General features: G+C 49.4%; 16 protein-coding genes and 1 riboswitch. Of the genes, 15 read left to right on the top strand and 1 reads right to left on the bottom strand.

Translation table 11 applies throughout. The features are described 5' to 3' along the window. Window positions 1-8 precede the first annotated feature (8 nt). From NYE33_RS22780 to NYE33_RS22730, 11 genes are all read left to right on the top strand, one after another. Window positions 9-752, top strand: a complete 744-nt coding sequence (locus NYE33_RS22780; protein WP_341067701.1) for a glycerophosphodiester phosphodiesterase — start codon at window positions 9-11, stop codon at window positions 750-752. Further along, a complete protein-coding gene (locus NYE33_RS22775; protein ID WP_341067699.1) occupies window positions 749-1,483 on the top strand; it encodes a glycerophosphodiester phosphodiesterase in 735 nt (244 codons plus the stop codon). The genes NYE33_RS22780 and NYE33_RS22775 overlap by 4 nt, the downstream gene beginning before the upstream one ends. A gap of 46 nt (window positions 1,484-1,529) precedes the next feature. Next, entirely contained in the window at window positions 1,530-2,621 is a 1,092-nt protein-coding gene (locus tag NYE33_RS22770; RefSeq protein ID WP_341067696.1) for an ABC transporter ATP-binding protein, read from the top strand. Then, window positions 2,618-3,496 (top strand): carbohydrate ABC transporter permease, encoded by an 879-nt coding sequence (locus NYE33_RS22765; RefSeq protein ID WP_341067693.1) that lies wholly within the window; start codon window positions 2,618-2,620, stop codon window positions 3,494-3,496. Before NYE33_RS22770 ends, NYE33_RS22765 begins: the two co-directional genes overlap by 4 nt. Before the next feature lie 12 nt (window positions 3,497-3,508). After that, complete coding sequence (locus NYE33_RS22760; protein WP_171719624.1) at window positions 3,509-4,336, top strand: carbohydrate ABC transporter permease; 828 nt, start codon at window positions 3,509-3,511, stop codon at window positions 4,334-4,336. A 66-nt stretch (window positions 4,337-4,402) separates the two neighbouring features. Then, entirely contained in the window at window positions 4,403-5,713 is a 1,311-nt protein-coding gene (locus tag NYE33_RS22755; protein WP_341067691.1) for an ABC transporter substrate-binding protein, read from the top strand. Window positions 5,714-5,893: 180 nt separating this feature from the next. Then, window positions 5,894-6,026, top strand: a riboswitch (cyclic di-AMP (ydaO/yuaA leader). Window positions 6,027-6,033: 7 nt separating this feature from the next. Next, window positions 6,034-6,843: an alpha/beta fold hydrolase gene (locus NYE33_RS22750; RefSeq protein WP_042137456.1), complete on the top strand. Its 810-nt coding sequence runs from the start codon at window positions 6,034-6,036 to the stop codon at window positions 6,841-6,843. Window positions 6,844-6,956: 113 nt separating this feature from the next. Further along, the gene (locus tag NYE33_RS22745; RefSeq protein WP_336100325.1) at window positions 6,957-7,643 is read left to right on the top strand and encodes a MarR family winged helix-turn-helix transcriptional regulator; all 687 of its coding nucleotides are present in this window, start codon (window positions 6,957-6,959) and stop codon (window positions 7,641-7,643) included. Window positions 7,644-7,882: 239 nt separating this feature from the next. Further along, on the top strand, window positions 7,883-9,235 hold the full coding sequence (locus NYE33_RS22740; protein WP_336100323.1) for an MATE family efflux transporter: 1,353 nt from the start codon (window positions 7,883-7,885) through the stop codon (window positions 9,233-9,235). 93 nt (window positions 9,236-9,328) lie between these two features. Then, window positions 9,329-10,180 (top strand): RCC1 domain-containing protein, encoded by an 852-nt coding sequence (locus NYE33_RS22735; protein WP_341067689.1) that lies wholly within the window; start codon window positions 9,329-9,331, stop codon window positions 10,178-10,180. Between the two features lie 114 nt (window positions 10,181-10,294). Next, window positions 10,295-10,483 (top strand): hypothetical protein, encoded by a 189-nt coding sequence (locus NYE33_RS22730; RefSeq protein ID WP_052421883.1) that lies wholly within the window; start codon window positions 10,295-10,297, stop codon window positions 10,481-10,483. 47 nt (window positions 10,484-10,530) lie between these two features. Here the strand turns inward: NYE33_RS22730 and NYE33_RS22725 are convergent, their stop codons facing one another. Continuing rightward, window positions 10,531-11,103 (bottom strand): TetR/AcrR family transcriptional regulator, encoded by a 573-nt coding sequence (locus NYE33_RS22725; RefSeq protein ID WP_042137462.1) that lies wholly within the window; start codon window positions 11,101-11,103, stop codon window positions 10,531-10,533. A 187-nt stretch (window positions 11,104-11,290) separates the two neighbouring features. Between NYE33_RS22725 and NYE33_RS22720 the strand changes: the two genes are divergently transcribed. The 4 genes from NYE33_RS22720 to NYE33_RS22705 all read left to right on the top strand — a co-directional run bounded on the left by NYE33_RS22720 (window position 11,291) and on the right by NYE33_RS22705 (window position 13,863). Further along, on the top strand, window positions 11,291-12,154 hold the full coding sequence (locus NYE33_RS22720; RefSeq protein ID WP_042137464.1) for an alpha/beta fold hydrolase: 864 nt from the start codon (window positions 11,291-11,293) through the stop codon (window positions 12,152-12,154). A 430-nt stretch (window positions 12,155-12,584) separates the two neighbouring features. Further along, window positions 12,585-13,040, top strand: coding sequence for an amidase domain-containing protein (locus NYE33_RS22715; protein WP_341067688.1), 456 nt, complete (start codon window positions 12,585-12,587; stop codon window positions 13,038-13,040). Window positions 13,041-13,201: 161 nt separating this feature from the next. After that, window positions 13,202-13,636, top strand: a complete 435-nt coding sequence (locus tag NYE33_RS22710) for a hypothetical protein (protein WP_341067686.1) — start codon at window positions 13,202-13,204, stop codon at window positions 13,634-13,636. Then, the gene (locus tag NYE33_RS22705; protein WP_341067684.1) at window positions 13,633-13,863 is read left to right on the top strand and encodes a hypothetical protein; all 231 of its coding nucleotides are present in this window, start codon (window positions 13,633-13,635) and stop codon (window positions 13,861-13,863) included. Before NYE33_RS22710 ends, NYE33_RS22705 begins: the two co-directional genes overlap by 4 nt. Window positions 13,864-13,873 lie beyond the last annotated feature (10 nt).

Here is a 13,873-nt window from a genome sequence, read left to right as displayed (position 1 = left end):
GAGAAACTATGCAGGATTGTAAAATACTCGCCCACCGCGGCGCAAGCGCCTATGCACCGGAGAATACACTGGAAGCCTTCAGGCTCGCAGTGCAGCAGCAGGCCGACGGTCTGGAAATCGACATTCACCTGACCAAAGACGGAGAGATCGTGGTGATTCATGATGATACGATCGACCGCACCTCTAACGGCAAAGGGGATATTATGTCCTACACGCTGGCTGAGCTTAAGGCCTTCCGCTTCAATAAGGGCTTCGAGGAGCAATACCCGGAAGCACAGATTCCTTCCCTCCGTGAAGTGCTGGAATTGGTGAAGGAGCATGATCTGTACCTGAACATCGAAGTGAAAGATATCCTCTCGAAGTCGGAGCTGTATAACGGACTCGGGAAAGAGGCAGGCAAGCTGGTTGAGGAGTATGGCCTCAGCGGACAAGTGATCTTTTCTTCCTTCAATCATACCTCTATGGTAAGGCTCAAGGAATCTTGCCCGGAGATGCGGACAGCGCTGCTCTATATCGCGGGGCTATACGAGGGCGGGAAATATGCGCAAATGACCGGAGCCGATGCTCTGCATCCCTTGTACATCGGGGTTAACCGCGAACTGGTAGAAGAAGCCCACTCGGCAGGAGTTCAGGTCAACGCCTGGACAGTAAATGATCCGGAGCATATCCACATGATGCTGGAGGCCGGTGTAGACGCGATCATCACTGACCGTCCGGATGTCTGCTATCAGCTTAGAGAGGTACGCGCATGAAGCAGACCCAGATACTGGCTCACCGGGGAGCAAGCGCCTATGCACCGGAGAATACGATGGCCGCATTCGGGCTGGCTCTCGACATGGGGGCGCACGGCATTGAACTGGACGTGCAGCTGACTCGGGACGGGAAGCTGGTGGTGATCCACGATCTGTCCATTGACCGGACTTCGAACGGGACCGGTCTGGTCGGAGAACTGACGCTCGAAGAGCTGCGGCAGTATGATTTCTCGTATGCTTTTGCCGGGAAATACGGAACGGACGGAAGCCGCCTGCCGGAGCTTGGCGAGGTGATGGAGTTCGCCATGAAGCACGGGCTGTACATCAACATCGAGACCAAGGATTATTCCCGGCCTTACGGTGAAGTGAATATGCGGACAGCGGAGCTGGTGCGCCGTTATGGCTACACAGAGAATACGCTGATCTCTTCGATTAATCACAATGCCGTGGCCCGGCTGAAGCGCGATTACCCGGAGCTCAAGACGGCGATTGCGTTCATGGAAAGCTTCTACCGGCTGGAGGCATATGCGGCGAATTGCCGGGCGGATGTACTGCATCCGTATTATCTGGGGGTAGATGAAGCCTTCATGGTGCTGGCGGACCGCAGCCGGTTCGAGGTTAATCCCTGGACAGTGGACGATGAGGCAGAGATGATCCGCTTGCGGAATCTGGGGGTTACGCGGATTATGACCAATAAACCAGACCTTGCACGGGAGTGCCTGAAGAACTGAGAGACGAAAGGAAGCAGGCGGAAGACCACTGCTGGAGGAGGAGAATATGAGCGGCATCGTTCTGGAGAAGGTAACCAAGAAATACGGCGACAAGCTGATTATTGAGGATTTGAATCTGACGATTGAGAGCGGCAGCTTCACGGTGCTGGTCGGCCCTTCCGGGTGCGGCAAGTCTACAACGCTAAGAATGATTGCCGGACTGGAGCATTCCACGGAAGGCTCGATTCACATCGGCGGGATAAGCATGAATCAGGTAGAGCCGGGCAAACGGAATCTGGCGATGGTATTTCAGAATTATGCCTTGTACCCGACCATGACGGTCGAGAAGAACATCGAATACGGGCTGAAGAATAACAAAGTGCCGAAGGAGGAACGCCAGCGGCTGATTACTGAAATTGCGGAGACCGTTGGACTGACCAGGCATTTGCATAAAAAGCCGGAGTTTCTCTCCGGCGGTGAACGCCAACGGGTCGCCTTGGCGCGGGCCATGGTGAAGAAGCCTGCCGTGTTCCTGATGGACGAGCCGCTGTCCAATCTGGATGCCAAGCTGAGGCAGCAGATGCGGGCGGAGCTGATCGAGCTGCATAAGAAGCTGGGTGCGACCTTTGTCTACGTAACCCATGACCAGGTGGAGGCGATGAGCATGGGCACCCGGATCGTGCTGATGGATAGCGGGAAGGTCATGCAGGAGGATAACCCGCACAACCTGTATTACGATCCGGCCAACCTGTTCTCCAGCCGTTTCATCGGCACCCCGCCGATGAATATTCTCGCCCTTGACCGCTGCGGGGAAGACATCCATAAGCTGGCTCCGCAGCAGGCCCGGTATCTCGGCTTCCGGCCGGAGAAAGCGAAGTTTACCCTGGAGCCGGGAATGGAGCCGGACAATACCGTTAGCCTGACGGGTACGCTCAGCGGCCGGGAGCTGCTCGGGTCGGAGATTATCTACAAAGTGCAGCTGGAGAACGGGCTGATCATTTCGGTGAAATGCTTCGACCGTCCGGAACGCGAGCTGGAAGCAGTGAGACTCTACGTGAAGAAGGAGCATCTGGCATTCTTCGATGCGCAGGAGCAGCGGGTCCGGGAAGCTGCACAGTCCGGAATCAGCACTGCCGGAAGCACCGGTGATTCGGCATGAAGCGGCTGCGCCCGTCCGTGAAGCTGCTTCCCTATCTGCTGGTTGCTCCGGCAGTGATCATCCTGACCGTATTTTATCTCTATCCGATTCTGTACAACATCTATTTGAGCTTCTTCACCTGGAATATGCGCGGGCCGATGAAGTTCGCCGGACTCAGCAACTACGCAGAGCTGTTCAGCGGCCGGGATTTCCTCCATACCCTGCTCAATACGCTGCTGTACATGGTGATGGACGTTGGGCTGGTGATGGTGCTGGCGATGGGGCTGGCGCTCTTTTTACAGAAAAACACGCCGCTGAACCGCTTCATCCAGACGCTGAGCTTCACGCCCAATATCATCTCGCTGGTATCCGTATCGCTGATCTGGATGTGGCTGATGAACACGGATACGGGGCTGTTCAATTATCTGCTGTCTGTGCTGGGAGCAGCGCCGGTGGGCTGGCTGACCGATAAGGATGTGGCGCTGTTCTCGCTGGTGCTGGTCTCGGTCTGGAAATCCGTCGGGTTCAATGCACTGATCATTTGCTCCGCCTTGGGCTCTATTCCGGGTTACCTCTATGAGGCCGCTGCTCTGGACAATGCGTCCAAGCGTTCCGTTTTCTTTCAAATTACGCTGAAGATGATCTCACCGACCTTGTTCTTCCTGATCCTGATGAATATCATCGGCTCCTTCCAGGTGTTCGAGACGATCAATATCATGACACAGGGTGGTCCATCCAACGCCACGAACACGCTGATCTTCAGCATTTATAAGCAGAGCTTCGAATATTACCGGGTCGGCTACGCTTCCGCAATGGCGGTCGTGCTGATGGGTATCGTGGGTCTGATTACGATTTTCTACTTCAAAGCACTGAATAATCGGGTTCATTACCGCTAAAGGGGTGAAACAATGAGAGTTTGGCTCCGGCTGCCGGGCGCAGGACTGCGGATCATTGTATCTGTTCTGCTGATCGTGATCTTCCTGATGCCGTTCTATTGGATGATCCTCACCGCGTTCAAGACGCTGGGCGAGGTGCTCCGGATGCCGCCGAAATTCTGGGTGGACTCGCTGCAGTGGCAGAACTTCCGGGATGCTTTTACGAGGATTAACTTTCTGCATTATACCCGGAATTCCCTGATCATTACACTCGGGACGATGCTCGGCCAGCTGGTCGTTGTTGTGCCGGCAGCCTATGCATTCGCAAGATATCAATTCAAGGGTAAAAACGCGCTGTTCGGCATCGTGCTCGCCACCATGATGATTCCGGGCCAGCTGATCTTTCTGCCAATCTTCGTGATGTTTGCGAAGTCCGGACTGCTGAACACTTATGTATCGCTCATCGTGCCCTTCATTGCCAGCGGTACGGCCATCTTCATGCTGCGGCAGACCTTCATGCAGGTGCCGGATTCCCAGCTGGAGGCAGCCCGTCTGGATAATGCCAGTGAATTTAAAATCATATACACGATCATGATGCCTGCCGCTGTGCCCACCTTGTCCACACTCGCGCTGCTGACGTTCATCGGGACGTGGAACAGTTACTTTTTCCCGCTCGTATGGACCACAACGGATGCTGTCCGGACCTTGCCGCTTGGAATTCAGAAGCTTCAGGATGTGGAGGGGCTCAGCCCGCAGATCGTGATGGCCGGGAATATGATGCTGATCGTGCCGATTCTGCTGGTCTTCCTGATTGCACGCAAGCAGATTATCAAAGCGTTCACCTACATGGGAGTGAAGTAGCGGGAATACCCTGCGGCCTTGCATGTTGAATACCAAATACAGCAGTTCATGGAGGAGAAACGAATAATGAAGGTATGGGGAAAAAGAGTAACTCCGCTGCTCGCCACTGTTGCACTGACCGCCGTTCTTGCAGGCTGTGCCACCACCGAAGCCGAATCCAGTGTAGCGGCCTATGAGAAAGGGGATTCCGTTACCGAGTTGAACTTCTGGACCTCCGCCGTGGAAGATGTAAATCAGAATCTGGTGGACCAGTTCAACGAGACCAAGGGAGCCGAGCTGAATATCCATGTGAATGCTGAATATCAAGGCGATTACTGGGAAATGCAGCAGAAGATCAACGCCGCAGCCATAGCGGGTACGCTGCCGAATGTTTTTATTGATGAAGTGGCAATGACTAAGGGCTTTGCCGACAGTGACATTATTGCCAATCTGGAACCGTTCATGGAAACGGACAAATTCGACACCTCGGATTTCAAAATCGGCGACCTCGGCAACCTGTATCTGGGCGAGGATCTGTATGCCTTTCCGCATATGCGGAGTGTTCCCGTAATGTATGTAAACAAGACGCTCGCCGCTAAAGAGGGACTGGATCCGAACGGTCCGGCGACCTTTGCCGAACTGGAGGCCTATCTGCAGACCGCATATGATGCTACCGGCCAGCCGCCGATGTACCTGTTCAACTATGACTTCTGGGTGATGGAGGCACTGCTGCATTCGTACTCGGATACCAATGTGGTCAATGAGGATGAGACGAAATCCAACATCAACAGCGAAGGTGCAGTGAAGCTGATCTCCTTCATTGAAGATCTGGAATCCAAGGGTCTGATCAAAGTGCTCGGGGTCACGGACAAGGATGCCTACTATGCCTCCATTGCCAATCCGGCCACTGCGCTGATCTTCTCCAGTGTCGGCGGCTACAAAACGTTCGCCGGCATGGCCGCAGAGAGTGGAATTGATCTCGGCGTATCCATGATTCCTGCCGGAGAAGACGGCAAACGGGGCGTCCCGGTCGGCGGATCGAATACGTATCTGGCGAATACGGGAACGGATAATGAGAAGGCGGCCGCTTTCGAATTCATGAAATGGCTGTCGGATACCGAGCAGGCGGCGTATGCTTCTGCCAATACCGGATATCTTCCGACCCGTCTTACTTCCCTGGACACAGACTTGATGAAAGAGACCATAGCTGCTTTCCCTGGCTACAAGGTCGCTTCCGAAGAGCTGGAATTCAGCAAAATGCGTCCGATGACCGGTACGTACCATGAGATTGAAGATCTGATGGGCACACGCATCAACGATATCTGGCTGGAGAACCTGCCAATTCAGGACAGCCTGGACACGCTCGCCAAAGAGGTGGATGACATCCTGAACCGCTGATTATAGATGATGTTTAAAGCAAGCAGAGCAGTGAGTCTCCGGTAACGGGAGAATCGCTGCTCTGCTTTTTGGGTTCACTGCGGCTGGTTTCTGCGCGTGTTGGGCAAATTCACCTAAGCTATTCATTCATAGACGAATATGGGCTATACTGAAGTTTCTGTTAATCTATATCCGCAAAAATATATGTAATCGCTGAGTTCCGTAATGGAAGCGGGGAAACCAAGTTTTCTGGGGTGAATCTCGAGGAATCGAGTAGGGCTACTCTTCAAGCCCGAATCCGGCAGCTAACTCCGTAAGCGACATGAGAGGATGCACAGGTAATGCCGTATATTGACGTCAATGGAACTACCCTCTATTACGAGGTGTCGGGCAGTGGTCTGCCCATTGTTTTTATTCATGATTATTCGACTTCACATCATCTGTTCGAGCCTCAGGCGGAGTATTTCAGCAAGCGGGCGAAAGTGATCTTGTTTGACCTAAGAGGGAATGGGCAATCCGGTAAAATGGATGTGGAGATCAGCCGGATTGTAGACACGCAGTGTGAAGATCTGAAGGGATTATTGGATGGACTGTCCGTAGAACGGGCCGTCATCGTAGCTTGTTCCAGCGGTGCTGTGCTTGCCCAGAAATTCGCCTATCTGAATCCTGAACGGGTAATTAATCTGGTGTTGGTGGACAATTACATCCTAGGAGATTGTACGTCCAAAGGCAGCAAAGTGCTGGAGCTCTTTCAAATCTGCGCATGGGCCGCCCATTATCTTCCGGCTGAAATGTTCATCCGTTCTTTGCGCATTACATATAACAAATGGCTGTCTGCGTATCATATTCTGAGAAGAGAGCTTGTCCATGAACGGACAACAGAATTGATTAAACAGCGTCTGGCACTAAGACATACGGACAGCTACGGGTTTGCACTAAGGCTGCAGGTTCCCGTTCTTTGTGTATCAGGCAATCAGAATGAGCGGGTTCTGGAGCAGGTGAGACAAACAGCGGCCAAATATCCGCTCGCCACGCTGGCAATACTGGAAGATGCCATGTATCCCAGCCATTTATGTCAGCCGCAGCACTTCAACCGGCTACTGCTTGATTACCTGAAAGACCAGCAATGCTTCCAGCGGAAAATTTATTAACGGCACCTGTAGAAAATCTTTGACAAGTATAACAGGTACCGTTATAATAAATTCAACAGGTACCGTTACATTGATTGACAGGTACCGTAAATATATCCCTGGGAGGATTCATAATGAATATGAATGCTGAATTGTACGACAAGCTCGCCAAGCTGCAATGGCTGTTGCAGAGACAGCATCTGAAGAACCACGCCGCTGTTGGCCCTATGGCAGATACGTCACGGGGACAAGGCAGGATCATGGCGTTTCTCCGGATGAAGGACGGAATCAGCACGAAGGATTTATCCTATATGCTGGACATTCGTGTATCCTCGCTCAATGAATTGCTGGCCAAACTGGAGAAGGCCGAATATATCACCCGTCAGCCTTCCGAGACAGATAAACGCATCATGCTGATTTATCTGACGGCGAAAGGGCGGGAGGAAGAGGGCCAGGAGGTTGAGGGCGGCAGCATATTTTCAGTCCTGTCTCCAGAAGAACAGGCAGCCTTCGGTGAATACCTGGTCCGCGTCATTACAGCCTTAGAAGAAGAACTAGGAACAGATGCAGACCGTGATGTAATGGCTATGTGGATGGAGGCCGCTAAGGAGCGCATAGGATCAGCGGAATTCGACAAGCTGATGGCTATGCGCGGACAAATGAGCAGAATGTGGGGAAATATGGATGACGGACGCTTTAGCGGAAGATTCCCCGGATTTGGCCGGGAAGGTCAAGGCGGCGGCATGAACGGCTTCGGCTGGCCTTCCAGAGATGGTAGAGACGGCTCGAAGGACAACTCCAGTGATTCGGATGACAAGTAAGTAAAGCATTTCCTATTAGCAGCAGCGCTGTCTTTCCCGAAGAACTGAAGGCAAAGGCAGCGCAATAAAGATTTTACCAAATACAGTCTGAAACTGACGATTAGTCAACACCCGCTCACGAGACCCGTATTGTCATTTGTTACGGGTTTGTTTGGTGCGGCACAAAGTTCGCAATCAATTTATAGTTAGAATTCTAACTAATATAGAGACTAACATACAGGAAGAAAGTGGTGAACCGCATGGATACAGAAAACCTCCATTACTTTGAAAAAGCACCGGTTGCAAAAGCCGTAGCGCACTTCGCAATACCAATGATGCTTGGAACGTCAATGAGTGTCATCTATTCCATCCTGAATGCATTTTTCATTGGAACGTTAAATAACACTGCCATGTTAACCGCACTTGCCTTAACCTTACCGTTATTCGCGGTCATTATGGCGCTGGGTAACCTGATTGGTGTCGGCAGCAGCGCCTTCATTTCCCGTTTGCTGGGAGAGAAAAATACGGCTGATGTTAAGCATGTGTCTGCATTCGCCTTTTACAGCAGCCTGGTTCTCGGTCTTATCGCGATGGCCGTCGGCCTGCCGCTCATTAATTCTATCGTACATGGCCTCGGGGCAACGCCTGACTCCTTCGGATTTACCAAGGACTACGTCACCATTATGCTTATTGGCTCACCCTTCGTTGTATTATTCTTCACATTGGAGAGTATTGTCCGCTCGGAGGGAGCCGCGATAACATCTATGATTGGTATGCTGCTTAGTGTGGCCGTGAATATAATTCTCGATGCGCTGGTCATCTTCGTCTTCCACTGGGATGTAATCGGTGTTGCGTCTGCCACGGTCATTTCTAACATGGTTGCGAGTGCTTATTACGCCTATCATATAGGATTTAAGAGTCGATTCTTAACAGTCTCACTGAAACAATTCAAGGCCACTAAGGTCATTCTAAGAAATGTATTCAAAATCGGAGTTCCCGTCTTTGTAATGAGTCTCTTCATGGGTGCCATGTCGCTTATCTTTAACCGTTTTCTGGTTGAGTATGGGGAGCAGGCTATTGCGGGCTTCGGAATTTCCTCACGATTGCTGCAATTTCCCGAGTTAATCCTGATGGGCTTAAGTGAGGGCGTCGTGCCGCTTATTGCGTTCTCTTTTGCAGCGAACCGATTGCGCATGAAGCATACCATTCAATTCACCATTAAAACAATTCTGGCGTTAGCCATCTTGTTCGGCGTTATCGTCTACCTGGTCTCTGACCACTTAATTGGTCTATTCACCAATGATCCGCAATTAATTGAAATGGGCAGCTACATTCTGCATGTCACGTTCTTGTCCTTGTTCATTACAGGTATGACGACGCTATTCACGGGGATCTTCCAGGCAACAGCACAAGGGACCGCCGCCTTCATTATGTCAGTTATTCAAGGAATTACTCTGATTCCTGTGCTCTACATTGCCAACCGCATGAACGGATTCCATGGGGTGGTCTGGTCGCTGGTCATTTCCGATGTCGTGGCGTTCCTGGTCGGGGCCATCATGCTGTATGTTCTGCGGAACAAATTACAGCCGGACTTGGTGAGTTTAGCACAGTAGGATCTGGATTCGGCTCTTGATAAGACAGCCAAGGATAGATACTCTAGAGGGAGCCGCAATAATACCGAAGTCTTCAATGAAGGAGCGAGATTCATGAATGTGTTGGAACGTGTGCCTTCCATAGCAGCTGGGTACCGTCATACTGTCCTGCTTAGGCCGGATGGGGCAGTAATGGCAGCGGGCGACAATAAATATGGTCAATGTGACGTAAGCGGCTGGCAGGATATGGTGGCAATTGCTGCAGCTAATGCCCATACAGGGAATTCACATACCCTCGGACTCAGACCGGACGGTACGGTGGCCGCTGTGGGCTGGAATATGCATAATCAATGCGAGGTAAGCGGCTGGCAGGGTATCGTGGCGGTTGCTGCGGGTTGGCGCCGTTCGGTTGGCATTCAATCGGATGGCACGGTAGTGGCCGTTGGCCGGAATAATGAAGGTCAATGCGATGTACACAGCTGGCGTGATATTATAGCGGTTGCAGCTGGCGACTGGCATACCGCCGGACTGAAACGGGACGGCACGGTGACAATTACGGGGAATAACCGGTATGGCCAATCCAATGTTAGCAGCTGGCGCGATATCGTGGCGATAGGGGCAGGTTATCTTCATACCGCCGGCCTTAGAGCAGATGGCACGGTGGTGGCTGCAGGCCGGAATCATGAAGGTCAATGCGAGGTAAGCGGCTGGCATGATATCGTTGCGATAGCGGCTGGCAGTCATCACACCATCTGTCTTAAGGCAGACGGTACAGTGGAAGCTCAAGGCTGGAATAAACACGGCGAATGCAATATAAGTGACTGGCGCGATATCGTGGCGGTTGCGGCAGGCTGCGCTCATAGCGTTGGCCTTAAGTCAGATGGCACGGTGATAGCTGCGGGTGATGATACATATGGTCAATGCGAGGTGAGCAGTTGGCCTTTCGGACAGCTGGAGGACTATTGAGAGCAGGATGAAATACGAATAAATCATACGAATAAGGGCATTGTAATCAATGGAAAAGTTGATAAAAGATGATCGTAAATCGCGGCATTTTGAATTTCCCGGGAGGTTAAGACAATGACAAATCAGGATCCGAAGGAGCTTCTTCGTCTAAAGCACGAGCAAGATGAGCACAAAAAGCAGTTCACCAATTTTGCCCGGAGTGTCAGCGCCCATGGCGAGGCAGAAGCCGGCCAGGAATTTAGTGTTGACCGTGTGCCTGACGATCAGAACCGTATGAAATCTGTAGAGAACAAACGGGATTAACTTAAAAAGTTAAATGAAGCCGGTCCCTTTCGGGACCGGCTTACTCATTATTTGCTTTGCAGATAATAATCAATGATCACCCTGGCGGTTTCCCGGGCATGCTCCGCAGGCTTGGGATCGGTCTGCAGCATGGCTGCAGTAATCGCGCCTTCCACTAACAGAGACAGACCGCTGGATAAGGCTTCGCGATTCACAGACGGACATTCATTAAGAACAGAATCGATGTATTTTTTCATAAAAGCTTTGTAATTACGGGCTGCTTCATAGTAAGGATGGGAGTGATCCATGAATTCCGCTGCCGTCTTAATGTACACGCAGCCATTAAATTCCGGCTCCCCGAACCATTCTCCGAGCATATCGAATACAGCCAGTAATTTGTCTCTGGGCGTTTTTGCGCTCTTGTTGACTGAGTCTTCGAACCGTTTTCTCCACTCGTCATCGTACTTCATGAGATAAGCAAGGACAAGCTCATCCTTGGAACGGAAATGATTGTAGAGCGTCATTTTGGCTATGTTCGATTCAGAGACAACCTGGTCTACACCGGTAGCCCGGATTCCCTGTTTATTAAATAAGTCGGAGGCGACAGTTAGGATATGTTCTTTTTTACTTTTATTAGCCACAGGATTCCCTCCGGTTCACAGTATTTCAAAAGTATACAGATCAGTCTATCTATTATAAATGGCTCACGGTTACTACGCAAATGATAAATCTAAAAAAAATAACTTGAAACTATACAGACCTGTATGTATACTATTGAGTATCGGAACAGGTAAGCTGGTTACCGGTAACAATGGGGAGGTTGGTTCAATGACTATACAATACAGCTATGCACAAGTTGAAGGTTTGAATATTTTTTACCGCGAGGCAGGGAGCAGGGAGAAGCCAACACTTCTTCTGCTGCATGGATTTCCTTCTTCATCGCATATGTACAGAAACCTTATTCGTGAACTCGAAGGCGATTACCATATCGTAGCTCCGGACTATCCCGGTTTCGGGAACAGCGATCAGCCGTCAACTTCAGAATTCACGTATACCTTCGACAATCTTGCCGTGCTGATCAATGCATTCGTTGAACAATTGAACCTGAACCAATATATCCTGTATGTTCATGATTACGGTGCTCCGGTAGGCTTCCGTTTGGCCCGTATGCATCCGGAACGCGTTCAAGCCATTATTTCACAGAACGGAAATGCTTATGAAGAAGGAATCGGAGAGTCCTGGGCACCGATGCGTGCCTTTTGGAATGATCCAGGGAATCCGGCCAGTCTTGAAGGTATGCTCAATCTGTTGACACCGGAACTGACGAAGTTTCAGTATGTGAATGGAACCCGTAATCCTGAGGCCATAAGCCCTGATAACTGGAATATGGACCAAATTGCCCTGGATCGTCCGGGGAATCAAGACATTCAACTGGCTCTCTCTTACGATTATCAGAATAATTTGAAACAATATCCGGTCTGGCAGGAATACTTCCGGAACTCTCAGCCGCCTTTACTCGCTGCGTGGGGTAAAAACGACTTTTTCTTTGGACCGGAGGGAGCCTTAGCCTTTCAAAAGGATTTAAAAGATGTGGAGGTTCATTTGTTAGATACGGGGCATTTCCCGCTCGAAGAAGATCTGGAACTCAGTGTGAGCCTCATCCGCAGTTTTCTTAAAAAAGAGTTAAAATAGCATATCGCCATACTATTTCTTGTTTTTAGCGTGGAAATTAATCCGAGTGCCTACGCTTTGGAGCTGTCTTCTTCCAAAACTACGAGGAGATTGGTAAGGAATTTCTGAAGGAATATTATTATTTCATTGATATGAAGCAAGACATGAATGTGTCCAAATATATTAAGGACGAAAATGTGCTCCAATATGTCGATTTGAAGCATGATATTATCAAAAACAGAAATGTTCGTTTCGATATTGATGTATCCAGCTTTTCGTTGGAGGTAAGTGTCTATGACTATCAGGTATTAGATAATAACGTAGTCATAACTTATAATACCAGCTTGATTACAGTAAAAAACCAAATGAAATCTTAGAAACTAAATTAAGCAATGAAAATAATTTTTTTGATAAGCTGGATTCTGAAGTTTCGCTCTACAAGACGGATGCAATGAATCCTAATGCTGCAACCCCTAATTCCGCCAGTCTTGCAAGTGTAAGCAGTACTGCCAGAAGCAATATTGTTACATATGCAATTGTTAACAGCAGCAAAACGGAGCCAAGCTCAGGAAATTCAAGCTACGCACCTTATTATGATTTCAGCGCCATTGCAAATGATTGTACAAATTTTATTTCCCATAGTTTGTTAGCAGGAGGAGCCAAAGAAAACCGCACTAGCTGGTATTATGATTCATTATCCGCACGTACCCCGTCATGGGCAGGTGTGAATGAATTTCACGATCCGAATCCAAACCGTTGGCCTACGCCTGCCCGCCTCAATATGTTAGCTGGGAGAATGGGGATATTATTCAGATTAAGTATTCAGTTTACGGATACCCAGGGTTTGGTCATTCTACCATCGTTACTGGTTCCTATGCTCCTAGCTATAACACTCAATATCCAATAATCACATCCAGAACAGGTGATTATTCGTATAATACAAATGAAATTCTTACTAACGTATACCCAATTGATGGAGCAGACGTACTGGCTTACAGACTAATCCATCTAACTGCTGTACAATAAGTTCACTAATTGTTATATAAGCATGTTTAGCCTGGAGGCCAAATGAATAGAAAAACAGGATTACTCTCCTGTATTACTGTTGTTGCTTGCGTTGTGGTTATCATGCTTTTCTTGCATTATTATGATCGGGATAAAGCCGCTTCAACCCAGGCTGCCGCAAATCAAAATGAAGTTATTATTCCAGAGATTGACTTACAGAAAATTGATGATTTCTTTATTGGCTCTGAGCCTCCGCACCTTATTTATGCAGATAGAGATAAGGTAATATTTGAAACCACGGGCGGAGTGTATGTTTATGATATGAAGGGTAAGTCTCTTCTCAGATCCTTCGATACCGCCTCATTCGCATCAGAAAGATACTCGAACGTACTACGGAGTGCTTTTGCTACGCAAGACGGGAAGCAGCTTATTTTAACTTTAGTAAAGGACCCGGATATGTTGCTGCCTACCGTTATTCCTTGGAAGATAAGTTTATGAGTGAATTAACCGGGAAGGAATACGCAGAGTATCTTAAAAAAAGATTTGAATACAGCTATCTCGATCCCAGTGATGAACTGTATCAAAAATCCTCAGGCCTCATAATCACAATTTCCGGCTCAGAATATGTTTATTTAACGTTTCAGGACTGGAAAGTGAGTACAATCAACGTGGTTTATGTGCAGAATGATAAGGAAACAGTCTACAGCGTGTTTACCAGCAAATAATAAGCACCAT

The sequence above is a fragment of the Paenibacillus sp. FSL R10-2199 genome (assembly GCF_038000235.1).
Taxonomy (GTDB): domain Bacteria; phylum Bacillota; class Bacilli; order Paenibacillales; family Paenibacillaceae; genus Paenibacillus_AQ; species Paenibacillus_AQ phytohabitans.
The sequence above is the reverse complement of the archived record's forward strand: the minus strand, read 5'-3'. Positions and strand labels throughout refer to the sequence as shown.

Bases quoted from the DNA above. Each gene is read 5' to 3' on its own strand.
- NYE33_RS22770 (WP_341067696.1), top strand. From the start codon at position 1,530: ATGAGCGGCATCGTTCTGGAGAAGGTAACCAAGAAATACGGCGACAAG.
- NYE33_RS22750 (WP_042137456.1), top strand. From the start codon at position 6,034: ATGCCGTATATTGACGTCAATGGAACTACCCTCTATTACGAGGTGTCG.
- NYE33_RS22755 (WP_341067691.1), top strand. From the start codon at position 4,403: ATGAAGGTATGGGGAAAAAGAGTAACTCCGCTGCTCGCCACTGTTGCA.
- NYE33_RS22760 (WP_171719624.1), top strand. From the start codon at position 3,509: ATGAGAGTTTGGCTCCGGCTGCCGGGCGCAGGACTGCGGATCATTGTA.
- NYE33_RS22710 (WP_341067686.1), top strand. From the start codon at position 13,202: ATGAATAGAAAAACAGGATTACTCTCCTGTATTACTGTTGTTGCTTGC.
- NYE33_RS22775 (WP_341067699.1), top strand. From the start codon at position 749: ATGAAGCAGACCCAGATACTGGCTCACCGGGGAGCAAGCGCCTATGCA.
- NYE33_RS22715 (WP_341067688.1), top strand. From the start codon at position 12,585: ATGAATCCTAATGCTGCAACCCCTAATTCCGCCAGTCTTGCAAGTGTA.
- NYE33_RS22705 (WP_341067684.1), top strand. From the start codon at position 13,633: ATGAGTGAATTAACCGGGAAGGAATACGCAGAGTATCTTAAAAAAAGA.
- NYE33_RS22735 (WP_341067689.1), top strand. From the start codon at position 9,329: ATGAATGTGTTGGAACGTGTGCCTTCCATAGCAGCTGGGTACCGTCAT.
- NYE33_RS22780 (WP_341067701.1), top strand. From the start codon at position 9: ATGCAGGATTGTAAAATACTCGCCCACCGCGGCGCAAGCGCCTATGCA.
- NYE33_RS22745 (WP_336100325.1), top strand. From the start codon at position 6,957: ATGAATATGAATGCTGAATTGTACGACAAGCTCGCCAAGCTGCAATGG.
- NYE33_RS22720 (WP_042137464.1), top strand. From the start codon at position 11,291: ATGACTATACAATACAGCTATGCACAAGTTGAAGGTTTGAATATTTTT.
- NYE33_RS22765 (WP_341067693.1), top strand. From the start codon at position 2,618: ATGAAGCGGCTGCGCCCGTCCGTGAAGCTGCTTCCCTATCTGCTGGTT.
- NYE33_RS22730 (WP_052421883.1), top strand. From the start codon at position 10,295: ATGACAAATCAGGATCCGAAGGAGCTTCTTCGTCTAAAGCACGAGCAA.
- NYE33_RS22740 (WP_336100323.1), top strand. From the start codon at position 7,883: ATGGATACAGAAAACCTCCATTACTTTGAAAAAGCACCGGTTGCAAAA.